Here is a 24677-nt window from a genome sequence, read left to right as displayed (position 1 = left end):
TGCGCCAATTCCGTCTCTGGCGAAACCCTTGGCAAGGGCCATAATCGCCGCGAGGATGCTGGCGGGTGCCGCCAGCTTCGAGGGGTGCGCCCATCTGGTCGCGGAGAGGACGGAGTTCGGTCATGTCAGATATTTCCAGACGCACGCTGCTTGGCGGCTCAGCTTTGCTGCTGGCCTCCACCGCCCTGCCCACATTCAGCTGGGCGCAGACGCCGAAGAAAGGTGGCCGGCTGGTGCTCGCCGCCGATTCCGAGCCGCGCAATCTCAACCCGGCAATCGTCGCCTCCAACGGCGTTTTCTTCATCTCCAGCAAGATTGTCGAGACGCTGGCCGAAGCCTCGTTCGACGGCAAGGACGGGCTCGAGCCCCGCTTGGCGCTCTCCTGGGAAGGTGCTGCCGACGGGCTCTCGGTAACCTTCAAACTGCGCGATGGCGTCAAATGGCATGACGGCAAGCCGTTCACCTCGGCCGACGTCGCCTTCTCGGCGCTGCAGATATGGAAGCCGCTGCAGAATCTCGGCCGCACCGTGTTCAAGGATCTGGCCAGCGTCGACACCCCCGACGATCTCACCGCCGTGTTCAAATTCGCCAAACCGACCCCGTTCCAGCTGATACGCAATGCCTTGCCGGCGCTGAGCAGCGTGGTGCCGAAACATATCTACGAAGTCGGCAAGATCGAGGACAACCCGGCCAACAATGCCCCCATCGGCACCGGCCCGTTCAAGTTCGGCGAGTACAAGGCCGGCCAATATTACAAGCTGACAAGGAATGCGAACTATTGGGGCAAGGACGAGCCCCATCTCGACGAGATCATCTATCAGGTGCTGCCGGACCGCACGTCCGCCGCGGCCGCACTCGAGGCCGAAGAGATCCAGCTCGCCGCCTTCTCCGCCGTGCCACTGGCCGACCTCGACCGTATCTCGAAAGTGCCGGGCCTGAAGGTCATCTCCAAGGGCTATGAGGGGCTGACCTATCAACTCGTCGTCGAGATCAACCATCGCCGCAAGGAACTGGCCGACGTGAAGGTGCGCCAGGCGATCGCGCATGCCATCGACAAGGATTTCGTCGTCAAGACGGTGTTCCTCGGCTATGCCGCCACCGCTACCGGTCCGGTGCCGAAGAACGACCCGCAATTCTACACTGCCGACGTGCCGATCTATCCATTCGACGTCGCCAAGGCCAACGCCTTGCTCGACGACGCGGGGTACAAGCGCGCCGATGACGGCAAGCGTTTTGCGCTGAAACTCCTGCCGGCACCCTATTTCAACGAGACCAAGCAGTTCGGCGACTATCTGCGCCAGGCGCTGGCGGCAATCGGCATCGACGCCGTGATCGTCAACAACGACTCGGCCGCGCACATCAAGGCCGTCTACACCGACCACGCCTTCGACCTCGCCGTCGGCCCGCCGGTGTTCCGCGGCGACCCGGCGATCTCGACCACCATCCTGGTGCAGAGCGGCATTCCCGACGGCGTGCCGTTCTCCAACCAGGGCGGCTACAAGAACGCCGCGCTCGACGCGCTGATCGCCAAGGCTTCGGAGACGCTGGATACGTCAGCGCGCACCGACCTCTACAAGGAATTCCAGAAACAGGTCGCGGCGGACCTGCCGCTGATCAACGTCGCCGAATGGAGCTTCATCAGCGTCGCGCGCGAGACGGTGGGGAACATCGCCAACAACCCGCGCTGGGCGGTTTCGAACTGGGCGGACACGTATCTGGAATCGTGACACATTTGCGCGGATGAAAGTTCGCAAAGAAATTGGTGTGAAGGCATGGCGTAGGGCCGCGTTTCGTCACACCCCCCTCTGTCCTGCCGGACATCTCCCCCGCAAGGGGGGAGATCAGCAGCTTCGCTGTCGCGTACATTCGGCATCGAAGATTGGCGAAGGCAGAGGCGACATCCAATCTCCCCCCTTGCGGGGGAGATGTCCGGCAGGACAGAGGGCGGTGCCTAGACACCGCACCTCTCCCGACTGGCGCAGTGCTATGCCTTTCCCATGACCCGCGTCCTCACCCTCATCCGCCGTCGCCTCGTCGGCAGCATCTTCGTGCTGCTGATCGTCATCATCGGCACATTCCTCCTCCTGGAAGCTGCCCCCGGTGACGCGGTCGACGCCTACATCGTCTCGACCGGCGGCGACGCCGGCATGATCGAATTGCTGCGTCATCGCTGGGGCCTCGACCAGTCCGAGCTGACACGGCTCGCGAACTATCTCTGGGCGCTGCTGCATTTCGACCTCGGCCAGTCCGTTACCTTCTCCCGGCCAATTCGCGATGTTATCCTGGAACGCCTGCCGACGACACTGCTCCTGATGGTGACCGCCACCGCGCTCTCCTTCGGTTTGGGCTTGGCGCTCGGCATCTACGCCGGCGCCAGACCCGGCAGCTTTCGCGACCGCTTCCTGTCGATCGGCTCGCTGGCGCTTTATGCCGTGCCGGGTTTCTGGCTTGGCCTGGTGCTGATCGTCGTCTTTGCCGTCGACCTGCGCTGGCTGCCGATCGGCGGCATCGAGACGCTCGCCTCGGACAAGACCGGGCTTGCCCGCGCCACCGATATCGCCGTCCACCTCGTCCTGCCGGTTTCCGCGCTCGGCTTCATCTATCTCGCGCTCTATCTGCGCATGATGCGCGCCGGCATGGCCGAGGCGTGGCGGCAGGATTTTGTGCTCGCCGCCCGCGCCAGGGGGCTGTCACGCCGCCGCATCGTGCTCGCCCATGTCGCCCGCAACGCGCTCTTGCCGCTGGTCACCATGCTCGGCCTGCAATCGGCGCAGATGCTGGGCGGCAGCGTCGTCATCGAAAGCGTCTTTGCCGTGCCCGGGCTCGGCCGGCTGGCGCAGGAAGCGGTCGCTTCGCGCGACACGCCGCTGCTGCTCGGCATCATCCTCACCAGCGCCGTCCTCGTCATTGCCGTCAACCTTGCCGTCGACATCGCCTACGCCTTCCTCGACCCGCGCGTCGGCGCCGGCGAGGCCAGCGCGTGAGCGCGCTGCCGCGGTTCCTGCGCCGGCCGGAAGCGGTCGCCGGCGCGATCATCCTGGCGCTTCTGTTCGCCATGGCGCTGTTTGCGTCGCTGCTCTTCCCCGGCGACCCGCAGGCCATTGCCGGACCAGCACTGCTGCCGCCCTTCCAGGACTGGTCGCTGCCGCTCGGCACCGACCGGCTCGGCCTTGACGTGCTGGCCGAACTGTTCCACGGCGCCCGCACCTCGCTGGCGGTCGGCCTGGCGGCGGCAGCGGCGGCACTCTTCATCGGCGCGGTCGTCGGCACGCTGGCCGGCTTTGCCGGCGGCCTTGTGGACGAGGGGCTGATGCGCATCACCGATGCCTTCCAGACCGTGCCGAGTTTTCTCCTGGCGCTGGCCTTCGTCAGCGTCGTCGGGCCGTCGCTCGGCGTCGTCGTCACGGCAATAGCGCTTGGCGCCTGGACCGGACCGGCGCGTGTAGCGCGCGCCGAAGTGCTGTCGATCCGCGAGCGCGATTACGTCGCCGGCGCTCGCGTCATCGGCATGCATCCGCTTGAGATCGCTTTTCGCGAGGTGTTGCCCAACGCGTTGCCGCCGGTGCTGGCCTTGTCCTCGGTGATCGTGGCCGCCGCGATCCTCACCGAGGCAGCGCTGTCCTTCCTCGGTCTCGGCGACCCCAATCGCGTCACTTGGGGCGGCATGATCGCCGAGGGCCGCACTGTGCTGCGCACCGCGCCCTTTCTGTCGATCGTTCCGGGCATCGCCTTGGTGCTGACCGTGCTTGGCGTCTATCTCACCGGCGAAGGCGTGGTCGAAACGACGGCGGTGCGGAGGAGCCTGTCGTGACCGCACTGGCTGAGATACGCGATCTGTCTGTGCGCTATTTCAGCGATGGCAGCGAGGTAACGGCGCTGAAGGGGGTCAGCCTGGATGTTATTGCCGGCGAGCGGCTGGCGATTATCGGCGAAAGCGGTTCGGGCAAGAGCACGCTGGCGCTGGCGGTGGCTGGACTGCTGCCGGCGAGCGCCAAGATTGAAGGGCATTTCAAGTGGCAATTTCAGGCGCCGCGATCCTTCCCACCCCCTTCTGTCCTGCCGGACATCTCCCCCGCAAGGGGGGAGATCAGCAGCTTTGCCGACGGCTTCCCTTCTGCAACGTTCGTGGTTGGCGAAGGCGGAGATGAGAGAGCAATCTCCCCCCTTGCGGGGGAGATGTCCGGCAGGACAGAGGGGGGTGTGACGGAACGCCGACCTCTCAAATTAACCGAACCCAGTACGCTCCCCCTTCCCGGTCGCGACATTGGTTTCGTCTTCCAGGACCCCTCCGCCAGCCTCGACCCCGTCATGACCGTCGGCAAACAGATCGCCGAAGTCGCCCGCACCCACCTCGGCCTCGACTGGCCACAAGCTTACGCCAAAGCCAAAACCCTGCTCCAACGTGTCCGGCTGCCCGACCCACAAACCGCCATGCGTGCTTTCCCGCACCAGCTCTCCGGCGGCCAGAAGCAGCGCGTTGCTGTTGCCGCGGCCATTGCAGCCGGTCCGAAACTGCTGATCGCCGATGAGGCGACCAGCGCGCTGGACACCATTGTGCAAGCCGAAATCGTCAGCCTCATTCGGCAACTGGTGGCGGAGGACGGCATGACGCTGCTGTTCATCAGCCACGACATCGCGCTGGCCGCCGAACTCGCAGAGCGTATCGCTGTATTCCGGAACGCCGAACTGATCGAACTCGGCCCGACGGAGCAAATCATAAACGCCCCGCGCCATGCCTATACGCGAACGCTGCTCGACGCCCATCTCGGCCTCGACGCCGATCCGCTGCTACGACGGGCGCCGGCATGAACTTGCTCACCGTCTCCGGTCTTACCAAGCGATACCGTCGTGGCGGCAAGGCCATCGCGGCCGTCGACGGTGTCTCCTTCGCCATCGAACCCGGCGAGACGCTGGCGCTGGCCGGGCCCTCCGGCAGCGGCAAGTCGACGATCGCGCGGCTGGTGCTTAGGTTGATCGAGCCCGACGCCGGCACCGTCCAGTTCGAAGGCGATGACTTTCTGCTCTTGAAGGGTGCGGCCCTGCGCACCAAGCGCGCGCGCCTTCAAATGGTGTTCCAGGATCCGCTCGCCGCGTTCAACCCGCGCGCCACGGTGGCTCGCGTGCTTGACGATCCCTTGCGCATCCATGCCATCGCTTCCCGCGCCGAGAGGCCGGCCCGCATTGCTGCCTTGCTGGATCGCGTCGGGCTGGCAGCCGATCTCGCCCCGCGCGCCATTCACGAAATCTCCGGCGGCCAGCGCCAGCGCGTCGCCATCGCCCGAGCCATCGCGACCAAACCGTCGCTGATCGTGCTCGACGAGGCGGTGTCGGCGCTCGACGTTTCGGTCCGCGGACAGATCCTTGAGTTGCTGCTCGACCTGCAAGCCAGGGAACGGATCGCCTATCTCTTCATTTCGCATGATCTCGGCGTCGTACGGGCCATCGCCCACCGCGTCGTTCTTCTCAACGCCGGGCGGATCGCCGAGAGCGGCGACGCCCGCAACGTAGTCGACGCGCCGCAATCGGCAATCGGCAAGGCGCTGGTTGCGGCGGCGCCAAGATTGGACAGAAGCAGCAGGCAAGTACCATGACCGAACCAGAAGCCAGAGCCGAAAAACTCTCGCGCGAACTCGATTCCGCCTTCCGCAACCGCGCCGATCTCTACCGTCTGTTTCTCGACGAGCTGACCGGCGAACTCGGCGCGGAAAAGGCCGAGGCGATCATGATCCGCACCATCGAGCAGCGCGGCAAGGAGGTGGCGGCGGCCGCCTTCGCCCGTTTCGGACCTAACGACGCGCCGGCCATCGGCGAGGCATTTTTGGCCGTCAGCCCGGATGGCGGCCTGATGTATCCGACCGATGTCGAGCGCGGGCCGGACCACATCGCCTTCAAGGTGAAGCGTTGTCCGCTGAAGGACGCCTGGGTCGAGGCCGGTGTCGGTGATGAAAAACTCGCCACGCTCTGCCGCATCGCCGGCGCTTTCGACCGTGGTCTGTTCGAGGCAACGGGCGTGCGCTTCGACAATGTCACCTGGACGCCGGGCCACGGCTCCGGCTGCTGCCACATCGCGCTGACCAACCGGGATGCCGCCGGATAGCCAATGCTGATCAGTCGGCGGCAAACACATGCATCTCCGTGCCCGCCTGTTCGGCAGCAGTGCGCAGGTCGGCCTTCGGTTCGCTGTCGGTGACGATATCGGCAATGTCATCGAGCCCGCAGATGCGTTCCAGACTGCTGCGGCCAAACTTGTCGTGGGTCACCACCAGCACGGTCGACAGTGAACGCGATATCATTGCGCGTTTAACGGCCGCGGCGCCCGAGATCATGTCGCTCGGACCATCGGCGCTTATCCCCGATGCGCCGATAATGGCGACGTCGGCATTGTAGCGGCGCAGGAACTCGACGGTGTCTTCGCCCAACACGCTGCCTTCCCGGCTATCATAGGTCCCGGGGCAGAGCAGCACCCGAAAGGTCGGATTGGCGCCCGCCACCGAGGCCACGCCGGTGGAATTGGTGATGATGGTCAGGTCGCGCTTCAGCTGCGAAAGGTTGCGCGCCACCTCATAGGTGGTCGAACCGCCATCGATCATCACGATCTGGCCCTTCTCGACAAGGCTTGCCGCGCCGCGGCCGATGCGGGCGCGCTCCTCGATCAGGGTCAGGCCACGCTCCGAAATCACCGGTTCTGATGTCACCAGCGAGATCGTCGCACCGCCATAGGTGCGGTTGATCAGCCCGGCATCGCCGAGTTCGATGAGATCGCGGCGGATGGTCTCGCCGGCGACGCCGATGCGCCGTGCGAGCTTGGAGATGCGTATCGACGCCGACCGGCGCACTTCCGAAAGGATAAGCGCGTGCCGCTCCTTCTTCGTCAGTCGGCCTTGGTCCATGACTATTCCATTCCCTTTGCAGCAATCAGCGCGTCGCCAAGCTCGGCAAATCCCTTCGCGCCGCGCCCGCTTGTGACGAAGGCGGGAGACGCCGGAAGCTCGCCGGCGAAGTCCAGCACATTAGCGACGCCGACGCTGTTGGGGAAGAAGCCGAACATTGGTGCATCGTTTGGACTATCGCCGACGAAGACAATGCTGTCCTTGTCGTGGTCAATATCTATACCGAAACAGTCCTGCAAGAATAGCCGGCTTGTCGACAGTTTGTCGTATTTGCCGAACCAGCCATTGACGTGGATGGACGAGATTTTCGCCGTCGCGCCATAGCGCTGGAAGATGCCGACGATCTTCAGAACCTCGGTTTTGGGCAGCGGCGCCACGTCCTCGCAAAAATCGATCGCCAGATCGGCCTCGCGATAGGCCTGGTCGGCCGCGACCGCCGCACCCGGAACTTCGCGCAGAACGGTTTGCTCGATCTCCTTGAGGCGCGCGGCATCGGCCTGCCGTTCGGCAGCGCTCTTGGCGTAGTGGCGAACAATCCGCTTTTTGGCGTCGTCGTAGCGGAAATAGAAGGCGCCGTTCTCGCCGATCACGCCGTCCACCGGCCATTGCCGGGCGATCAGGTCGCACCAGCCGGCAGGGCGGCCGGTAACCGGCGCGACAATGAAGCCGGCCTGCTTCAGCCGCTCGAGCGCCGCATAGGCTTTTGCCGGCAACCGCCCCTTGTCGGTCAAGGTGTCGTCTATGTCGGTCAGCACGACAGCGATGTTGCGCCGGTCCGGCGCGGTGAAGTCGGTGAGCGGACGCAGCACCCGCTCAGGCTCCCGCCGCAACCGTTTCGAGCGAGGCAGCAGCGACGTCGAGCATGGTGAACCTGTCGCGGATCAGCCGCGCATTGGCGACCGCCTCGTCGTAGAAGCCAGCCGGTATGGCGACCTCTTGCGGCGTGGTTGGGGCGCCGGCGGCACGCAGTGCTGCCGCGATCTCGCGCGCCGGGCGTGCCACCTGCAGCAGCCTTTCGCGATGCGAGCGCCACTGCCTGGCCAGCATGGTGTTGACAGCGTCCGCCCCTTCGCGGTCCAGCAGCTTGGGCTTGAATGCCGCCCAGCAGGAACGTCCGAGCGTTTCGCCGAAGATTTCGATGAAGCGGTCTGGCGTATCGGCGGAGGGCGCGAGCTGCAACTCCCGCAGCGCCAGCACGCGTTCCTGCAGCCGCGCCATCGTCAACGTCGTCACCGCTATGTGCTCGCCGTGATGCGCCTCGGGCAATCCCTGGCCCCGCATGTCGATATAGTGGGCGATGAGATGTTCGCCCTGACTGGCCGGATAGGAGCCGCCGCACAAAGTCATGCCAAGGCCCGACATGACCAGCGTGCGCACCAGCACTTCCATCGCCTCAAGGTTGCCGGTCCCGAGTTCGCCGGCTTTGGCGATAAGCGCCTCCTCGTCCTCGGCCAGAAGCATGAACGGCGCCTCCCGGTAGGGCGTGCCGAGCAACAGATGCGCCATCAGCCAATCGGTCTGCGCGGTCGGCCGCGCCATCGAATCGCCGAAGCCGGCAGCGATCAGCCGGTGCGGCGCTCGCGCCATGACATCGAGATCGAGGAAGACACCGACCGGCAGGCTCGCCGTCAGCGATTTCTTCAGGCCGTCGTCGGTGATTGCCGCAGACACCGAGGTGTAGCCGTTCATCGACGGCGCGGTGCCGAACACCGCATAGGGCTTTTGGGTCAGATGGGCGGCATATTTGGTGATGTCATTGATCGAGCCGGATCCGACCGCGACCAGACCGCTGGCGTCTTTCGTGCGGGCGATCACCGATCGCACGGCGTCCATGTCGGGATGCGGATGGCGCGGCAGGATGATCTTGTCGACATCGCTGCTGCCACGCAGTGCGATCGACACCCTCTCACCCAGCGCCAGCCTTGTGTCGGGATCCATGACCACGGAAAGCTTGCGGCCGAGCGGCAGCGGCTTGACCAGCGCATCGGCTTCGTCGCCGAGACCGCGCCCTATGACGATGGTCTTCAGCGGCACCGACAGCATTCCCTGGCTATCCGGGTCAGGCAGCGTGCCGGCAATAAGGCGATCGAGCATTTGTCTGGACATAGGATGCAGTCCGGTCAGTCAGCATGAAGCGGGGTCAGGGCATCGAACAAGGTGCGATACCGGCGGTAACTTCTGTCGTAGGCGGCCTTGGCGGAAGGATCAGGGTCGATCGTCTCGATGTGGCCGGCCAGCCTTTCAGCCGCCTGCCGCACTGAGGAGGTAAGGCCGATGGCTGCGGCGGCAAGGATTGCCGCACCGATCGGCGAGGCATCGGCCGCACCCGCGATCTCGACCGGCCTGCCGCTGACATCGGCCCGGATTTGCCCCCACACCCGGCTGCGCGCGCCACCGCCTGAGAGCCGGATGCGCCCGGTTGTTATGCCGAGCTCGTCCAGCCGGTCGACAACGTCGCGCATGGCGAAGGCGCAGCCTTCCAGCACTGCGCGAGCGCAGGCCGCTTTGCCGTGGAAGGATGTCAGGCCGTAGAAAGCGGCACGCGCTTCGGCGATCCAGCGCGGCGCCATGGCACCGGACAAGGCCGGCAGGAACAGCAAATCGTCGCTGCCGGCAACCACCGTCGCCGCCAGTTCCGACATCGCCGCCGGCGAATCGACGCCGAAGGTTGTTAGAAACCACGTCACCGCGCCGCCCGAGAGCCATCCGGGATTGGAGATGAAATAGCCGTCGCCGAGAAAGCCATGGGTCTCGACCAGGCCGCCGGGGTCGAGGCGAAGCGTGCCGGACACCGCGCCGACCACTTCGGCCGTGCCGAGATTGCAGGCGACGACACCGGGCACGACGACCCCGGCGCCTATGGCGGCCGAAAAATCATCGCCGGTGCCGACCGCCAGCGGCGTGCCCACAGGCAAACCGGTGAGCTCGGCGCCGGCGTGCGTCAAGGCGCCGGCGATGTCAGATGCATCGTCGATGCCGGGCAATTTATCTGCATCGATGTCGAAGGCCGCCAGCAGATCGCCGGCATAGTTGTGCTCCTTCAGTCCATAGAGCATGGTTGTCGAGGCCAGCGCGTGATCGATGACGGCACGACCGCACAGCGCCGCGACCACGAACGATACCGGTTGATGCCAGAGCGCCACCCGGCGCGCTTCGGGCAGGTTGCGCGCTGCCCAGCGGATTTTCGCCGCCATATGCGTGGCATCGAGGACAAGACCGGTGCGCTCGCGGATGAAGTCCGGATCGATGCCGGCGATCTCTCCTGCCGCCCGCCGGTCCATCCAGATGATGCACGGAGCCAGCGCCTCACCATTGCCATCGACCGCGACGCAGCCGTCGAGCTGGCCGGCAATGGCAATACCCTTGATGTCGGACGGCGCAAGCCCAGCCTTGTCGAGCGCGCCGGCAATGGCCGGCTTGAGCGCCGCCAGCCACAGCGCCGGGTTCTGTTCGGCCCAGCCGGGCGCCGGGAAGGCCGGCTGGTACAGCGCAGCTGCCTCGCCACGCAGCCGCAATTCGTCATCGACAACGATCGCCTTCAGGCTTTGTGTGCCGAGATCGATGCCGATGACTGGCATTAGACGCGCTCGCAATCCGCGAGGACATCCCGCAGCTGCGAGAGGATAGAACCTTTCGTCGGCGAATAGGAGCCATCGAAAACCGCTGTGCCAATGGTAAAAGCGTTGGCGCCGGCCAGCTTGATTGCCTTGATCCGATCGGCTGATGCCACAGCGCCGGCGACGATCAGATGCCGCGACGGACCAAGCCCGCGCCGGGCTGCGCGCACCAGTTCGGCCGGGTCGGCCTCGGTGGCGCGATAGGCGAGGATGTCGCATCCCGCACAACCCTTCTCGGCGAAGGCGCGGCAGTCGGCCTCGACATCCTCGGCCGAACCGCCGAGCTTGGTCGGATGGCCGACCGGCCGCCCGGGAAAAGGGTAGTATTCGGTGCCGCTCCCCTCCAGCAACGCCATGATCTCGTCGACCTGAGTACCACCGAGCAGGCGCTGGATGCCGAGATCCCTGGCGATGCGCGCGGAATTAAGGCAGGCCTCAGCCGTCGTCGAGACAACTTCCATGTAAGTGGTGGCGCCTGTCCGGCCAATGGCGACAGCGAGCTTGCGCAGCACATCCGGCGCGACGCCAATATCCTTGAAGCCGACATGCTTCAGGCCGACCGGCTCGATCAAATCGACCAGGTCAAGACAGTCCTCGACCGTGCGATCGTGGCGCGTCAGCATGAAGATGAAGTCCATCCGAAAGGTCCCTCGCCTGGTCGGGAAAGCCGGTTTGCTGCCGGTCTGTTAACACCTCCCAACCATTTGTTGCAAGGTGCCACATTTTGATTTGCAGTACCACACATTTTATGACAGAACGGGCGCCGGCCCGCCAGGCACGACTTCTAGGGAGAGGGAAGAATGCTCAAGCCGCTGAGACGTACCGCGTCCAGACTGCTCGTCGCAGCCGTATTTGTGTGGCCCCTGACGTGGCAAGTGACACAAGCGGCCGCGTGGGATCTGAAAGAGGCGTCGAAACCCTATAGAGGCCAGACCATCCGCATGGTCGGCGAGGCGCTGCCGCCGCTCGAAGCGCTGAAGAAGATGGCGCCGGAGTTTGAAAAACAGACCGGCATCCATGTCGAAGTCGAGATGTACGAGCACTCGGAAGCCGTCAACAAGGTGCAGCTCGATCTCAACTCGCACCGCGGCCGCTACGACGTCATCATCCAGCCGCATCGCGAACTCGGCAAGTTCGCCACCAACAACCATCTGGTCGAAATCGCCAAGATGATGGCCGACCCGGCTTTGCGCGATCCGAGCTTCGAGCCGGAGAAGCAGCTCTACCAGACCGCCTGGCACGAAATCTCCTGGTATGACGGCAAGGAGTACGGCTTCCCCTTCACAGTGCTCAACATGTTCATGTGGTATCGCTCGGACCTGCTCGCCGATCCCAAGGAGCAGGCAGGCTTCAAGGCCAAGTATGGCTACGACCTCGCTCCCGCCAAGGACTGGAAGCAATATCGCGATATCGCCGAATGGTTCTATCGCCCCGACCAGGGCTTTTACGGCACCGCCCTGCAGGGCAAGCGCCACGAGGCGCTGTGGTATGAGTGGCTCAACTTCCTTTATTCCTTCGGCGGCGACGTGCTCGACGTGAAGAGCGGCTCGGCCTGCGGCCCGGTCATCGTCAACAGCCCCAAGGCCGTCGCCTCGCTCGAATATTACAAGAGCCTGCTGCAATTCTCGCCGCCGGACAGCCTCAACTATTTCTGGGATGATGTCATGGCGCTGATGCAGCAAGCCAAGGTCGCCGAGCTGATCATGTGGAACGACGCCACCTATGCCGTGTCGGTCGACACAACCGCCTCCACCGTCGTCGGCAAGGTCGGCTTCGATCTCGTGCCGCAAGGCGAAGGCGGCAAGATCGGCCAGGTCGAAGGCTGGACCTATCTCATCCCTATCTATTCGAAGAACCCACAGGCCGCCTTCCTCTTCGTCCAGTGGATGATGGGCTATGACCGCCAGCTCGAGCAGCATCTCAATGGCGGCGCTTCAGGCCGTCCCGATGTCTATGCTTCGGCGGAGGTGCAGAAGCTGCCCTATGCCAAGGCTTCCATGGAGGCCAACGAGCATGCGGTGCCGAAGGCGACGCTGCCGCAATCGGCCGAGATGACCGACATACTGGTGCGGGAACTGTCGTCCTACCTCGCCGGCGAGAAGGAGGCTCAGGCCGCCCTCGACACCGCCGCCACCGACATCTCGACATTGCTCGGTTCTTGCGCACCAATGACCTATCCGGCACGATAGGCCTTGAGATGTCGCGCAGAGGCTACCCGCACAAGCGGGTAGCCGTTCTTGTCCGCAGGAAACGCCCGTGACGAACCGCACTCCATCGCTGCGCGGAATGCCGCTTCTCGACCGTGGGGTGGGACCGCTCTTGATGCTGCCCGCGACGCTGCTCGTCGTCGTCTTCCTGGTCGGCCCGTTCTACTACATGATCTACACCGCGCTGACCGACCTCAGCTTCGCCGACGCCAGCCATGCGGGCGCCTTCGTCGGTTTCGACAATTTCCGCAAGCTGATGCGCAACGACCCATTCTTCTGGGCATCGTTCCTGCTGACGCTGAAATTCGTCATCATCGCCGTCGGCCTCGAATTCCTGCTCGGCTTGGCGCTGGCCTTCCTGATCTTCCGCTTCGTCGCCAGCCAGCGGCTTCTCACCACACTGCTGCTCATCCCGATGATGATCGCGCCGGTCGCCGTCGGGCTGATCTGGCGGCTGCTGTTGCAGGGCGATTTCGGCATGCTCACCTTCTACATGCGCAAGGTTGGCCTGCTGGCGCAGAATTCGGCGGTGCTTTCGGCACCCGACCTGGTGTTTCCGACCATCGTCGCCATCGATGTCTGGCAGTGGACGCCCTTCGTCACCCTGATCATGCTCGCCGGGATGATGAGCCTGCCGCGCGCGCCGTTCGAGGCGGCGATGATGGATGGCGCAAAACCGTTTCAGATCTTTTGCGATGTCATGCTGCCGCTGCTGCGGCCCGTCATCGCGCTGGTGCTATTGCTGCGCGGCATCGATGCCTTCAAGGAGTTCGACAAGGTTTTCCTGATGACCGGCGGCGGTCCGGGAACGCTGACCGAACTGGTGTCGATCTACGCCTACCGCGTCAACTTCCGCAACTGGGACCTCGGCTACGGCGCCGCGGTCGCCTTCATGATCTATCTCGTCGTGCTGATCCTGTGCTCCGTCTTTTACAAGGCCGTCTACTGGTCGAGCCGCAAGCAGGCGGCGGCGTTTTGAGGGCGCGGCGATGATCGATCAATCCACCAACCGCGCCTGGAAAAGCTTTGCCTGGGCGGTGTTGCTCGTCGCCGTCGTGGTGGCGCTGACGCCTTATGTCTGGATGGTGCTGGCGTCGTTCAAGAACCGCGTCGATCTTCTGTCTTCTGTGCCGAAATGGATTTTTTCGCCGACGCTTGCCAACTATCCCGCCGTCTTCATCGACAAGGAATACTGGCCGCTGGCAATCAACTCGGTGCTGATCTCGGTGTCGTCGACCATACTCTGCATCGTCATCGGCGCGCCAGCGGCCTATGGCTTTGCCCGCTCGGATTTTCCCGGCAGGGAAGACCTGTTCTTCTTCTTCCTGACGACGCGCATGGCACCGCCGATCTCGATCGCCGTGCCGCTGTTCCTGTTCTTCACCTCGCTCGGCCTGATCGACACCATCTACGCCGTGGTGATCGCCCACACCTCCTTCAACCTGTCGCTCGTCGTCTGGATGATGCGCGGCTTCTTCGCCGAAATCCCCAGGGAGATCGACGAAGCCGCGATGATGGACGGCCGCTCGCGGCTCGGCGCATTCTTTTTCGTCGTCGCGCCGCTGGCCGCGCCCGGCATCGGCGCGACGGCCGTGCTCTGCTTCATCCTGTCGTGGAACGAGTTCCTCTATGCCTTCATCCTCGTCGCTTTCGACGGGCGGCCGCTGACCGTCGGCATACCCGGACTGGTGACGCCGCATGGCACGCTATGGGGCCAAGTCGCGGCGGTCGCCATCGTGGCGACGCTGCCGATCGTGCTTTTCACTTTCCTTGTCCAGAAACAGCTCGTGCGCGGCCTCACCTTCGGCGCGGTCAAGGGTTGAAGGGATCCTTGCATGGCAATTGTTTTCGACGGCGTCACCAAGGCCTTCCCGGACGGGACGGTGGCGCTGCAGGCGCTCGACCTTGCTTTCGAGCCCGGCGAATTCCTGGTTCTGCTCGGGCCCTCTGGTTCCGGCAAGACGACAGCCTGCCGGCTGCTTGCCGGCCTTGAACGTCCCACGGCCGGGCGCATCATGGTCGAGGGCCTCGATGTCACCGACCTGCCGCCGCGCCTGCGCGGCATGGGCATGGTGTTCCAGAACTATGCGCTCTACAGCCATAAGAGCGTCTACGAGAACATCGCCTATCCCTTGCGCATCCGAAAGATGCCGGCTGCCGAGCTCGACCGCTGCGTCCGCGCCATGGCCGAGCTGCTCGAAATCACCCGTTACCTCGACCGCCGCCCTTCGCAATTGTCGGGCGGCCAGGCGCAGCGCGTCGCTGTGGCCCGCGCCCTGGTCTGGCAACCTAGCCTCTGTCTGATGGATGAGCCGCTGTCCAATCTCGACGCCTTGTTGCGGCTCCACATGCGCACCGAGCTGAAGCGTCTGCATCGCGAGCTGAAAAAGACCTTCGTCTTCGTCACACACGACCAGGAAGAGGCGATGACGCTGGCGACCAGGGTCGCGGTGTTGCGCGAAGGCGCACTGATCCAGTACGACGACCCGCGCGAGATTTATCGGCGGCCTGCCAATCGCTTCATCGCTGAATTCATCGGCCGTCCAGCGATGAACACGTTCGATGGCGATGTCCGCGCCGGCGTCTTCCACGCCAGCGGTTTCACTTGCCCGCTTCCGGGAAAGCCTGATGGTCCCATCGTGCTCGGCATTCGCCCCGAGCAGATCCAGCTTGTCGACGCGACTGCCGGCGATGCCATCCTGTTTGCCGTCGACGTCGTCGAACCGGTCGAGCCGGACGTGCTGATCTTCGCCACGAGCGAGGCCAACGCGCTGATCGTCAGGACCGTGAATGTCGATCGCGCTTTCGATCCCGGCCAGCCGCTTTATCTACACTTTCCGCCGGCGGCGCTGCACACCTTCGATGCGGTGTCGGGAGCGCGACTGCCGTGAGCACGCTGCTCGCTTTGGTGCCGCTGGCCGCCGCAGCCTTGGTCGGGTGGCTGTTCTACAGCTTCAACCGGTCGTGGCGCTGGTTCTCGATGGGCGAACTCATCTTCTGGGACGCCATTGCACTGGTAATCCTGCAGCTTGTCTGGCTGATCTGGTTCTGAATGCGCATTCCAGCAACGCAGATCAGTAGCCCAGCGCACAACCGTCCTTGCGCGGATCGGAGGCACCGGTGAGCGTGCCCTTTTCCCAATCGATCAGCACCAACTGGCCGCCGCCATGCGGCTCCTCGGCGATCGAAACCTGATGGCCGCGCTGACGCAGGCCGGCGATCGCCTCAGCCGGAATCCCGCGCTCGGCCAGCACGGCATTGTCCTTGTAGAACACCCGTGGCGCATCCAGTGCCTGCTGCGGGTCCATCCCGAAATCGATCATGTTGGTCAGCAGATGGACATGGCCGAACGGCTGGTAGCCGCCGCCCATCACCCCGAACGGCATCACCACCTTACCCCCTCGCGTCGCCATGCCAGGCATGATGGTGTGCATCGGTCGCTTTCGCGGCGCGATACGATTTGGATGGCCTTCCGTGAGGCGAAAACTGCTGCCGCGATTCTGCAGCACGACGCCTGTCTTGGGACCGACGACGCCGCTGCCGAAGGAACCGAAGGTCGAGTTGATGAAGCTGACCGAATTGCGGTCGCGGTCGACCACGGAGATATAGACGGTGTCGCTGCGCGACAGCTCAAGCCGCGGCAGATGCGTCATGGCGAGGGCCGGATCGATGGCGGCGCGCAGCCGCTCCGCATACGCTGCCGACAACAGTTTCTCGACGGGGACATCAACGAAATCCTGGTCGCCGATGAAAGTGTCGCGGTCCTGATAGGCAAGCCGGCCGGCTTCGATCTCGAGATGCAGCCGCTCGGCGCTGTTCGGCTCCAGCGAGTTAAGCGCAAAGCCGGAAAGCACATTGAGCATGATCAGCGCCGTCATGCCCTGATTGTTCGGCGGCATCTGGTGGATGTCGTGGCCGCGATAGGATGTCTTCACTGACTTGACGTAGTCGCCTTGGGTCTCGGCGAAATCCTCCAATGCATGCAGCCCGCCCAGCGCGCGAAGACGCGCTACCAGGTCCTCGGCGACCGCGCCTTCATAGAAGCCGGCGCGACCTTGGCTCGAGACGACGCGCAAGGTTTCCGCCAGTTGCGGTTGGCGGTGCAGATCGCCCGCCTGCGGCGCCCTGCCCTCCGGCAGGAAGATGCGCGCGGCATGTTCATCGGCTGAGAGCAGGGCGACCTCGTCGGCCCAGTCGAAGGCGACGCGATCATAAACGACATAGCCTTGTTCGGCATAGCGAATGGCTGGCGCCAGCGCGGCGTCGATGCCCTTTTTTCCGTGGTCCTCGAGTAGCCGGCACCATGCATCGATGGCGCCTGGTATGGTGACGGCATGCGGTCCGGCCGCAGGCAGTTCGCTATGCCCCCGCTCCAGATACCATTCGGCGGTTGCCGCAGCGGGCGAACGCCCCGAGCCGTTGAAAGCGAGAACATCGCCCTCGCCTTTGGGACTGTAGAGCACAAAACAGTCGCCGCCGATGCCGGTCGATTGCGGCTCGACGACGCCTTGCACCGCCGCAGCGCAGACAGCGGCATCCATGGCATTGCCGCCGGAGCGCAGCATGTCGATGGCGGCCAGCGTCGCCAGCGGATGCGATGTCGCCCCCATCGCTTCTGTCGCGCGAACCGGCGAGCGGCCGGGGACCTGAAAATCACGCATGCAATCGCCTCCAATGATTTCGCGCCCGCCGGCCGCAGCCTTCAATGCTTGATGCGGTCGCGCATCGCGTACCACAACATCCCCAGCACATAGAGCGGACCGCGTAGCGCGGTTCCACCCGGGAACGGCATCGGCGTCAGCGTCGAGAACAGATCGAGCCGTGAGGCATCACCGGTGATCGCTTCGGCGAGCAGTTTGCCCGACAGCGTCGACAGGATGACGCCCTTGCCGGAATAGCCATGCGCGAAATAGACCTCGCCATAGTGCCCGACATGCGGCAGCCGCGATGTCGTCACCGACACCAGCCCGCCCCAGGCATGGTCGATACGGCAGCCCTTCAATTGCGGGAAAGTGGCTTCCATATGCGGCCGCACGAAGCCGGCGATGTCGGCCGGCGGCGACGGCGTGTAACGCTCGCCGCCACCGAACAGCAGGCGTCCGTCCGCCGACATGCGGTAGTAGTTGACGACGAAGCGTGTGTCGGACACCGCCACATTGGCCGGGATGACATTGCGTTTACCCTCCAACGGCTCGGTGGCGACGATGTAGTTGCCGACCGGCATGATACGGCTGTTGACGCGTGGCTCCAGCCCATTGAGCAGCGCATCGCCCGCCAATACGACATGCTTGGCCCGTACCGAACCCTTCGATGTCGAGACCCGGATCGATGGTTCCAGCTCCAACTTCACCGCCACCGAATTCTCATGAATGGTGACGCCGGCGGCCACGGCTGCTCGGGCAAGCCCGAGCGTGTAGTTCAGCGGATGCATGTGGCCGCCAAGCGGCTCATACATCGCCCCACGATAGGGCGTGTCCACCTTGCCGCGCGCCTGCGCTGCCGACAGGATCTCGACGTCGCGGAACTTCATCACGCTTTCGAGGCATTTCGCCTCTTCTTCGAGGTCTCTGAGATCAGAGCCGTTAACCGCGCCGACGAGATGGCCGGTCAGCCGCAGATCGCAATCGATGGCGTGGCGCTCGATGATGTCGAGCACCAGGCCGCGCGCTTCGAAGGCAAGGTCGAACAGCACCTTCGCCCGCTCGGGACCATAGAGCTTGACCAACCCCTTGGCGCCCTTGCGCAAGCCGGGGATCATCTGGCCGCCATTGCGGCCCGATGCCCCCCAGCCGATCTTGCCGCCTTCGAGCAGCACCACCTTCAGGCCGCGCACGGCGGCGTGTAGGGCGGCCGACAGGCCGGTGCAGCCGCCGCCCACCACCACCAAATCGGCGTCGACATCTCCCGCCAGCGCCGGATGGTCCGGCGCCGGATTGGCGGTGGCGACATAATAGGATTTGCCGATATCGAGGCCCGAATTGAAACCCGTCGAGCTGGAGGCCATGATCACACCTTCAGCAGCAAATGGTCGCGTTCCCAGCTCGTGACCACGCTCTGGAACAGGTCGAGTTCGACGCTCTTGACGCGCAGATAGGTCTGGAAGAAATCCTCGCCCAGCAGTGCCCGCACCGGCTCGCAAGCGGTGAAACGATCAAGCGCCTCCTCCATGGTTTTCGGCAGCGTGCTTTTGATCTTGTAGGCATTGCCAGATGCCTCGGCCGAGCGCGCCAGCTTCTGCTCGACGCCGAGATAGCCGGCAAGCAGCGAACCGGCGATCGCCAGATAGGGATTGCAATCCGCTCCCGGCAAGCGGTTCTCTACCCGCCGGGCGGCGCGGCCACCTGCCGGCACGCGCAGGCCGCAAGAGCGGTTGTCATGCGACCATTCGATGTTGGCCGGTGCGCTGTGGTTCGGCCGGATGCGGCGGAACGAGTTCACGTTGGGTGCGAACAGCGGCATGATCTCGGGCACATATCTCTGCAGGCCGCCGATGAAATGGCCGAACATTTCGGTGTCTGCATCATCTCTGTCGGCAAACAGCGCGGCGCCCGTCTTCTCATCGACGACGGACATGTGCAGATGCATCGAGCTTCCCGCCTGCGCCGCGATCGGCTTGGCCATGAAGGTGGCGTGCATGCCGCTCTGCTGCGCCGCCTGGCGCGTCAGCCGCTTGAACAGCAGCACCTGGTCGGCCAGCGGCACCGCGTCGCCATGCAGCAGATTGATCTCCAGCTGCGCGGTGCCGGATTCATGGATCAGCGTGTCGAGCGGCAGACCGGCTGCCGCGGCATAGTCATAGACGCGCCTTATCACCGGCTCGAATTCTTCCAGCGCCACCATGTCATAGGGATGCTGCGAACCCTCGGCGCGGCCATTGGCGCCGACCGGTGCTGTCAGCGGCTGGTCGGGATTCGGATTGGGCGCGGTCAGATAGAATTCGACTTCCGGCGCCACCACCGCGCGCCAACCGCGCTTCCGGTAGAGATCGAGCACGGCGCGCAGCACATGTCGTGGCGAGGCCATCCAGGGCTTGCCTTCCATGTGGAAGGCGTCGGCGAAGACATAGGCTTTGCCAGGGCCACCGCCCGGCGCCAGGCACAGCGTCGACATATCAGGCACCATGCGCATATCCGGGTCTTGATAGGCAAAGCCTTCGTCGATCGAACCGGAGTAGCGGCCATCGATGCTGACCAGGAAAGCGCTGCTCGGCAGGTAGAGTGCGCGGTCTTCCAGCGCCTTGAGGAATTTTGCTGTCGGCAGCGCCTTGCCGCGCAGCACGCCATTCATGTCGGGCACCAGGCACTCGACCTCCGTGATGCCGTGCTGGGCGAGCCAGGCCTTGGGATCGTTGCCGGTGAAGAGAGCGGTGTTGGTATTTTTGTCCTGCATTTTGGTTCACGTACCTATGAGAGAGAGTATGGCTTGCGCGGCCACATCCGTTCCAGGGGTCAGCGCCATCTTGGCAGCATTGTCCCTGAGGCGGGCGCGCATCGCATCGTCGGCCAGCAGGCCGAGAATGGCTCTCTCCAATCCCCCTTCGGTCCAGGCGTCGCGGCCGATATGGTCGCCCACGCCCGTCTCTCCCGCGCGTTGCGCATTGTCATGTCCGTCCCAGCAATAGGGCATGATCAGCGATGGCACGCCGAAGCGCAGCGCCTCGCAAAAACTGTTGTTTCCTCCGTGATGAATAAACAGGTCCGACTTCGCCACCACCGAAGGCTGCGGAAACCAGGCGTCGAGATAGACATTGTCCGGCACCGCGCGGTAGGCGTCGCGCAGGCCGCCGGCATTGACGATGAAGCGCGCCGGCAGCCGGTCGAAGACGGCGAGCATGCGTTCGATCAGCCCGACATCCATCGCGCCGAGACTGCCGAAGCTGACATAGACCAGCGGCCCGCCATTGCGCGGAAACACCGGCACCTCGAACGGCCCTTCCGAGCGCACGCAGCCTTCGAGATAAACGAAGCGTTTGGGGTCGAGCGGCTCGGCCCGCTCACGCCGTACGATCGCTGGCGTCAGCAGCAGATTGAGGTCGGGTGATGTCTCGAGGAACAGGCCCTTGGGCAACGGCGCCAGGCCGGCATCCGCGCGAAAACGGTTGAAGCACTCATGCGCGGGTGCGGAGGCCGCGAGATAGCGCGCTTCGAACGCCGCACGTTGCGGGTCCTCGGCACCCATCCCCGAGAGATAAGGCGGCACCTCGGCATCCGGCAGTTCCGTCTCGGCACAGGAGACGACGCGCACCCACGGGCAGCCGGCGGCGGCGATCGCCGGGAACATGATGACGTTGTCGAGCACCACCGCGTCCGGCTTCAGCCGCGCCAGCAATTGGCGCAGCGGCGCCTCGGCGTTGACGGCGGTGTCGACGATCGCTTGCCAGGTCGGCGCGACATAGGTCTCGAGCTGGTCGATCGGGCTCAGCCGGAAATGCGGCAGGTGCCGGCGCACGAAGGCCTGCCAATAGCTCTGGCGGTCGCTGTCGCTCAGCGGCTCATCCGTCGGCAGATGGTATTCCTGGAAGCCATAGTCGGTAAAGACGCCGGAGAAGCCGGCATGGCAGATGAAGACGGGGCGAGCGCCCCGTGCGCGCAATGCCTGTGCGATACCGACGCAATTCAACGCGGCGCCGAAACTGGCTTCGGGAAACAGCGCGATGGTCGGGCTGGCTTTACGCGTCAATTATTCCTCTTCAATCCGGCCGGCTGATCATGCCGAACAGTGCGGGAGCTCCGCGGCTGGCTGCTTGCGGTCGCTGGCTGCGGGAGAGCCGCAGGTGGATGCGAAGCAGATCGGCAGCCACCTCATACTGCCGGCTTTCAAGATAGTCGAGTATGCCCGAGTGTTCGCGCAACGATTGCCGCAGCCGAAACACGTTGACGCCGGAATAGATGCCCGGCAGCCGGCGCAGGCGGAGATGATCGGCCAATGCATCCGACACAAAACGGTTGGCGCAGCCCTCGGCGATCATGCCATGAAAATCCATGTCCAGCCGCTGGAACTCGCGCGTGTCGAATGTCTCGTCCGGCAGCGCTGCAAGCGCTTCCATGCCTTGCCGCAACATTGCTGCCCGCGCCCCGTCCAGCCGAAAGCCTGGCGTCAGGATGGCCGCCGGCTCCAGCACCAGGCGGAACTCGTAGCTTTCGCCTTGCGCCTCCGGATCGTCCGGCGCGCGGCGAAACAACCAGGATTGCCCAGGCGCACGATCCAGAAGATTCTCGTCGGTCAGTTTGTTAAGTGCTTTTAGTACCGTCTTGCGATCAGCGTCGTAGCGTCGCATCAGCCCCGCGATGGTCACCGTCTGGTCCAACCGTCGCGCCGAGCGGTCGCGCAGGATGGCTTCGGCGAGCTCGTCTTCCTCCGCACTAGGTAGTTCGGCGGCAATGGCGGGCTGGGCGGCGAGGTCGACCGTCAGATGATAACCGCTGTCGGCCTCCCAGCGCACCACGCCCCGTTCCGCGAGCAGGCCGAGTGCGGCGCGTACGGGCGTGCGCGAGACATTGCACAGCGAGGCGATCTGCTGTTCGGGCAGGCGGGCGCCAGGCTCGAAGCCACGCTGCCGCGCCACATCCAGGATGCGCTGCGCCAGATCGAGATGGTTGGTGCGAGGTCGTCTGGCTACGGCTTGCATGACTTTTCTCGAATGCGAATGTGGCGCATTGGTCTGGCTGATCGCCGGAACAGGGACAATCGGCCAAATTCCTCCGTCGGTTGACAGATTATGGATTGACGTACTTTTTTCTGCAATAGTACTGTCGGCACAATCGGCGAGAAAAGACCGAGGGAACAGGATCGAGGCAGGCGCGCGCGTCGCCGGCCTTGGTCCGGCAAATGATTTCGACGATCAAACCGAATGGGAGACTGCCATGACCGCTACCAGCCTGCGGCGCCGTGCGCTCAATACATCCTCAATCGCTCTCGGTCTCGCCCTGACGCTCTCGGGGCCGGCCGCCGCAGCCGACCTCGTTATTTCGAACTGGGATGGGTACATGGCACCCGACGCCATGGCCGCTTTCAAGACCGCCACCGGCATTGCCGGCGAAGTGGTGGTGCACGCCACCAATGAAGAGATCATGGGCAAGCTGATTGCCGCCGGCGGCAAGGGCTATGACGTGGTCTTCGTCTCCTCGCCCTTCGCCGAAGTATTAAACAAGCTTGGCCTGACCGAGCCGATCGACCATGCCAAGATCCCCAACCTCGCCAACCTCTATCCCGAAGCGACCAAGCTGCCGCACGATGCCGGCAACGCTTTCTCCGTGCCTTACACCTGGGGCACGACGGGCCTCTGCTACCGCTCTGACCTTGTCAAGACGGCGCCCACGAGCTGGAGCGACCTGCTCGCCCCTTCCGACGAGATGAAGGGCAAGACCACCATGCTGGCGACCGATCGCTGGCTGCTGGCCGCCGGGCAGCTCGACAAGGGCTATTCGGTCAACGAGACCGACCCGGCCAAGATGGCCGAGGTCAAGGACCTCTTGATCTCCGCCAAGAAGACCCTGCTCGCCTATGACGACACCACCTTCTATTCCAAGCTGGTTTCCGGCGAGGCGCTGATGGTGCAGGCCTGGGACGGCTGGTGCAATTACGGCATCGCCGACAAGCCGGAGATCAAATACGTCATCCCTAAAGAAGGTTCGGACCTGTGGGTCGACACGATGGTGGTGATGAAGGCGTCCGAGCACAAGGACGACGCCTTCAAGTTCATCAACTTCATGCTCGACGCCAAGAACCACGCCTGGGCGGCGCAGAACATCGACTACAAGGTGCCGAACAAGCCGGCGATGGAAAGCCTGCCGGCCGACTTCCTGGCCAAATTCCCCAACATGGCGATGCCGGTGGCCGATCTCGTCAAGTTCGAGCAGTTGCGTGACGTCGGCGAAGCCCAGCGCGACTATTCCAAGATCGTCAGCGAGATCAAGGCCGCGCAGTAAGCGGCGCAGACTTCACGGCCGGCAGCACTTCTGCCGCCGGCCCTGAGCGGTACCCGAGAAATTGTCCCAGACCCGACTTCGTTCCTCTCTGCTGATGGCCCCGGCGCTGGTCTGGCTGACCGCGCTGATGGTTATCCCATGCGCCCTGGTGCTGGCGCTCGCCTTCTTCCGGCGCGGCGTCTATGGCGGCATCGACTACACTTTGACGCTGGAAAATTTCGGGTTGGTCTTCGACCCGCTCTATGCCGGCATCTTACTCAAATCGGCGCGTATCGCCGGCACCGCGACCCTGATCGCGGTGGTGATCGGCTATGCCGCCGCCTATGCGATCGCGGCCGCCCCGCGCCGGTGGCAGCCGGTGTTCCTGTTTTTCGCCGTGCTGCCGTTCTGGTCCAACTACCTGATCCGCACCTATGCCTGGATCGTGCTGCTGAACCGCGAAGGCCTGATCACCCAGCTCTTGCGCTGGTTCGGCTACACCGGCGAACCGCCCTCGATGCTCTATACCGAAGGCTCGGTCATCGCAGGCCTCGTCTACAACTATCTGCCCTTCGTCATCCTCGCCTGCTACGCGCCGCTGTCACGCCTCAACCCGGAACTGGCCGAGGCCTCACGCGATCTCGGCGCCTCCGCTGCCACCACCTTCCGACGTGTCATCCTGCCGCTGACCGTGCCCGGCATCGCTGCGGGTGCTGTCTTCGTCTTTGTGCTGTCGATCGGCAATTTCGTCACCCCGGCGCTGCTTGGCGGCGGCCGCTTCCAGATGATCGGCAACCTCGTCTACGACCAGTTCCTGACCGCCAATGACTGGCCGTTTGGCGCGGCATTGGCGATGGCGCTGATCGCCATCATGCTTCTGGTGCTTATGGCGCAGGCGCTCGCCGCCGACCGCGCCGCGGGACGTGCGGCTGAGGCAAGGGGTGACGCCTATGGCTGAGCGCCGCGCAATTCTTGCCTTCTCCCCGTTCACCGGGAGAAGGTGCCCCGAAGGGGCGGATGAGGGGCGGCGTCAACCTTTGCGACGCTCAACGCTGC

23 protein-coding genes are annotated in these 24677 nt (G+C 64.3%); 13 read left to right on the top strand and 10 right to left on the bottom strand.

All coding sequences use genetic code 11. The annotated features are described in order from the left end of the window. Positions 1–122: 122 nt before the first annotated feature. From NLY43_RS22910 to NLY43_RS22885, 6 genes are all read left to right on the top strand, one after another. Positions 123–1727: an ABC transporter substrate-binding protein gene (locus tag NLY43_RS22910; RefSeq protein WP_023712288.1), complete on the top strand. Its 1605-nt coding sequence runs from the start codon at positions 123–125 to the stop codon at positions 1725–1727. Positions 1728–1997: 270 nt separating this feature from the next. After that, entirely contained in the window at positions 1998–2984 is a 987-nt protein-coding gene (locus NLY43_RS22905) for an ABC transporter permease (protein ID WP_023712287.1), read from the top strand. Next, positions 2981–3811 carry an ABC transporter permease gene (locus NLY43_RS22900; RefSeq protein ID WP_023712286.1) on the top strand — a complete coding sequence of 277 codons (831 nt, stop codon included), beginning with the start codon at positions 2981–2983 and terminating at the stop codon, positions 3809–3811. The genes NLY43_RS22905 and NLY43_RS22900 overlap by 4 nt, the downstream gene beginning before the upstream one ends. Then, a complete protein-coding gene (locus tag NLY43_RS22895; RefSeq protein WP_023712285.1) occupies positions 3808–4809 on the top strand; it encodes an ABC transporter ATP-binding protein in 1002 nt (333 codons plus the stop codon). Before NLY43_RS22900 ends, NLY43_RS22895 begins: the two co-directional genes overlap by 4 nt. Then, a complete protein-coding gene (locus NLY43_RS22890; protein ID WP_023712284.1) occupies positions 4806–5591 on the top strand; it encodes an ATP-binding cassette domain-containing protein in 786 nt (261 codons plus the stop codon). The genes NLY43_RS22895 and NLY43_RS22890 overlap by 4 nt, the downstream gene beginning before the upstream one ends. Next, the gene (locus NLY43_RS22885) at positions 5588–6097 is read left to right on the top strand and encodes an L-2-amino-thiazoline-4-carboxylic acid hydrolase (RefSeq protein ID WP_023712283.1); all 510 of its coding nucleotides are present in this window, start codon (positions 5588–5590) and stop codon (positions 6095–6097) included. The genes NLY43_RS22890 and NLY43_RS22885 overlap by 4 nt, the downstream gene beginning before the upstream one ends. Before the next feature lie 10 nt (positions 6098–6107). Here the strand turns inward: NLY43_RS22885 and NLY43_RS22880 are convergent, their stop codons facing one another. From NLY43_RS22880 to NLY43_RS22860, 5 genes are read right to left on the bottom strand one after another with little or no spacing between them, the layout of a single operon-like run. After that, positions 6108–6890: a DeoR/GlpR family DNA-binding transcription regulator gene (locus tag NLY43_RS22880; RefSeq protein WP_023712282.1), complete on the bottom strand. Its 783-nt coding sequence runs from the start codon at positions 6888–6890 to the stop codon at positions 6108–6110. Between the two features lie 2 nt (positions 6891–6892). Beyond that, positions 6893–7696, bottom strand: a complete 804-nt coding sequence (locus NLY43_RS22875; protein ID WP_023713454.1) for an HAD-IIB family hydrolase — start codon at positions 7694–7696, stop codon at positions 6893–6895. Positions 7697–7703: 7 nt separating this feature from the next. Next, positions 7704–8996 carry an iron-containing alcohol dehydrogenase gene (locus NLY43_RS22870; protein WP_084561188.1) on the bottom strand — a complete coding sequence of 431 codons (1293 nt, stop codon included), beginning with the start codon at positions 8994–8996 and terminating at the stop codon, positions 7704–7706. A gap of 14 nt (positions 8997–9010) precedes the next feature. Next, the gene (locus tag NLY43_RS22865) at positions 9011–10468 is read right to left on the bottom strand and encodes a xylulokinase (protein WP_023712279.1); all 1458 of its coding nucleotides are present in this window, start codon (positions 10466–10468) and stop codon (positions 9011–9013) included. Next, positions 10468–11145, bottom strand: coding sequence for a beta/alpha barrel domain-containing protein (locus tag NLY43_RS22860; RefSeq protein WP_023712278.1), 678 nt, complete (start codon positions 11143–11145; stop codon positions 10468–10470). Before NLY43_RS22860 ends, NLY43_RS22865 begins: the two co-directional genes overlap by 1 nt. A gap of 237 nt (positions 11146–11382) precedes the next feature. Here NLY43_RS22860 and NLY43_RS22855 point away from each other — a divergent pair, with 237 nt between their 5' ends. The 5 genes from NLY43_RS22855 to NLY43_RS22835 all read left to right on the top strand — a co-directional run bounded on the left by NLY43_RS22855 (position 11383) and on the right by NLY43_RS22835 (position 15766). Continuing rightward, positions 11383–12696, top strand: a complete 1314-nt coding sequence (locus NLY43_RS22855) for an ABC transporter substrate-binding protein (protein WP_023713455.1) — start codon at positions 11383–11385, stop codon at positions 12694–12696. Positions 12697–12763: 67 nt separating this feature from the next. Continuing rightward, a complete protein-coding gene (locus NLY43_RS22850; RefSeq protein WP_156935560.1) occupies positions 12764–13693 on the top strand; it encodes a carbohydrate ABC transporter permease in 930 nt (309 codons plus the stop codon). Between the two features lie 10 nt (positions 13694–13703). Further along, positions 13704–14537 carry a carbohydrate ABC transporter permease gene (locus NLY43_RS22845; RefSeq protein ID WP_023712275.1) on the top strand — a complete coding sequence of 278 codons (834 nt, stop codon included), beginning with the start codon at positions 13704–13706 and terminating at the stop codon, positions 14535–14537. Between the two features lie 12 nt (positions 14538–14549). Beyond that, complete coding sequence (locus NLY43_RS22840; RefSeq protein WP_023712274.1) at positions 14550–15605, top strand: ABC transporter ATP-binding protein; 1056 nt, start codon at positions 14550–14552, stop codon at positions 15603–15605. Then, on the top strand, positions 15602–15766 hold the full coding sequence (locus tag NLY43_RS22835) for a hypothetical protein (RefSeq protein ID WP_023712273.1): 165 nt from the start codon (positions 15602–15604) through the stop codon (positions 15764–15766). The genes NLY43_RS22840 and NLY43_RS22835 overlap by 4 nt, the downstream gene beginning before the upstream one ends. A gap of 22 nt (positions 15767–15788) precedes the next feature. Here NLY43_RS22835 and ggt read toward each other — a convergent pair whose 3' ends face one another. Genes ggt through NLY43_RS22810 form a run of 5 tightly spaced genes read right to left on the bottom strand, consistent with a single transcriptional unit; the run spans position 15789 to position 22342 of the window. Further along, a complete protein-coding gene (ggt, locus tag NLY43_RS22830; RefSeq protein WP_023713457.1) occupies positions 15789–17375 on the bottom strand; it encodes a gamma-glutamyltransferase in 1587 nt (528 codons plus the stop codon). Positions 17376–17416: 41 nt separating this feature from the next. Continuing rightward, positions 17417–18718, bottom strand: a complete 1302-nt coding sequence (locus tag NLY43_RS22825) for an NAD(P)/FAD-dependent oxidoreductase (protein ID WP_031199555.1) — start codon at positions 18716–18718, stop codon at positions 17417–17419. 2 nt (positions 18719–18720) lie between these two features. Next, on the bottom strand, positions 18721–20103 hold the full coding sequence (locus NLY43_RS22820; protein ID WP_023712270.1) for a glutamine synthetase family protein: 1383 nt from the start codon (positions 20101–20103) through the stop codon (positions 18721–18723). A 6-nt stretch (positions 20104–20109) separates the two neighbouring features. Beyond that, on the bottom strand, positions 20110–21393 hold the full coding sequence (locus NLY43_RS22815; RefSeq protein WP_023712269.1) for a glycosyltransferase: 1284 nt from the start codon (positions 21391–21393) through the stop codon (positions 20110–20112). A gap of 10 nt (positions 21394–21403) precedes the next feature. Continuing rightward, on the bottom strand, positions 21404–22342 hold the full coding sequence (locus tag NLY43_RS22810) for a GntR family transcriptional regulator (protein WP_023685712.1): 939 nt from the start codon (positions 22340–22342) through the stop codon (positions 21404–21406). Between the two features lie 235 nt (positions 22343–22577). Here NLY43_RS22810 and NLY43_RS22805 point away from each other — a divergent pair, with 235 nt between their 5' ends. Continuing rightward, on the top strand, positions 22578–23642 hold the full coding sequence (locus NLY43_RS22805) for a polyamine ABC transporter substrate-binding protein (protein WP_023686655.1): 1065 nt from the start codon (positions 22578–22580) through the stop codon (positions 23640–23642). A gap of 94 nt (positions 23643–23736) precedes the next feature. Further along, complete coding sequence (locus NLY43_RS22800) at positions 23737–24579, top strand: ABC transporter permease (RefSeq protein ID WP_023712268.1); 843 nt, start codon at positions 23737–23739, stop codon at positions 24577–24579. The last annotated feature ends 98 nt before the right edge of the window (positions 24580–24677 follow it).

Origin of the sequence: Mesorhizobium sp. C416B (assembly GCF_030323165.1) — a bacterium.
Classification (GTDB): Bacteria; Pseudomonadota; Alphaproteobacteria; order Rhizobiales; family Rhizobiaceae; genus Mesorhizobium.
The sequence above is the reverse complement of the archived record's forward strand: the minus strand, read 5'-3'. Positions and strand labels throughout refer to the sequence as shown.

What these genes read in the sequence shown, in the direction of transcription:
- NLY43_RS22910 (WP_023712288.1), top strand. Translation starts at nt 123, where the DNA reads ATGTCAGATATTTCCAGACGCACGCTGCTTGGCGGCTCAGCTTTGCTG.
- NLY43_RS22905 (WP_023712287.1), top strand. Translation starts at nt 1,998, where the DNA reads ATGACCCGCGTCCTCACCCTCATCCGCCGTCGCCTCGTCGGCAGCATC.
- NLY43_RS22890 (WP_023712284.1), top strand. Translation starts at nt 4,806, where the DNA reads ATGAACTTGCTCACCGTCTCCGGTCTTACCAAGCGATACCGTCGTGGC.
- NLY43_RS22885 (WP_023712283.1), top strand. Translation starts at nt 5,588, where the DNA reads ATGACCGAACCAGAAGCCAGAGCCGAAAAACTCTCGCGCGAACTCGAT.
- NLY43_RS22880 (WP_023712282.1), bottom strand. Translation starts at nt 6,890, where the DNA reads ATGGACCAAGGCCGACTGACGAAGAAGGAGCGGCACGCGCTTATCCTT.
- NLY43_RS22870 (WP_084561188.1), bottom strand. Translation starts at nt 8,996, where the DNA reads ATGTCCAGACAAATGCTCGATCGCCTTATTGCCGGCACGCTGCCTGAC.
- NLY43_RS22865 (WP_023712279.1), bottom strand. Translation starts at nt 10,468, where the DNA reads ATGCCAGTCATCGGCATCGATCTCGGCACACAAAGCCTGAAGGCGATC.
- NLY43_RS22860 (WP_023712278.1), bottom strand. Translation starts at nt 11,145, where the DNA reads ATGGACTTCATCTTCATGCTGACGCGCCACGATCGCACGGTCGAGGAC.
- NLY43_RS22845 (WP_023712275.1), top strand. Translation starts at nt 13,704, where the DNA reads ATGATCGATCAATCCACCAACCGCGCCTGGAAAAGCTTTGCCTGGGCG.
- NLY43_RS22840 (WP_023712274.1), top strand. Translation starts at nt 14,550, where the DNA reads ATGGCAATTGTTTTCGACGGCGTCACCAAGGCCTTCCCGGACGGGACG.
- ggt (WP_023713457.1), bottom strand. Translation starts at nt 17,375, where the DNA reads ATGCGTGATTTTCAGGTCCCCGGCCGCTCGCCGGTTCGCGCGACAGAA.
- NLY43_RS22825 (WP_031199555.1), bottom strand. Translation starts at nt 18,718, where the DNA reads ATGGCCTCCAGCTCGACGGGTTTCAATTCGGGCCTCGATATCGGCAAA.
- NLY43_RS22820 (WP_023712270.1), bottom strand. Translation starts at nt 20,103, where the DNA reads ATGCAGGACAAAAATACCAACACCGCTCTCTTCACCGGCAACGATCCC.
- NLY43_RS22810 (WP_023685712.1), bottom strand. Translation starts at nt 22,342, where the DNA reads ATGCAAGCCGTAGCCAGACGACCTCGCACCAACCATCTCGATCTGGCG.
- NLY43_RS22805 (WP_023686655.1), top strand. Translation starts at nt 22,578, where the DNA reads ATGACCGCTACCAGCCTGCGGCGCCGTGCGCTCAATACATCCTCAATC.
- NLY43_RS22800 (WP_023712268.1), top strand. Translation starts at nt 23,737, where the DNA reads ATGGCCCCGGCGCTGGTCTGGCTGACCGCGCTGATGGTTATCCCATGC.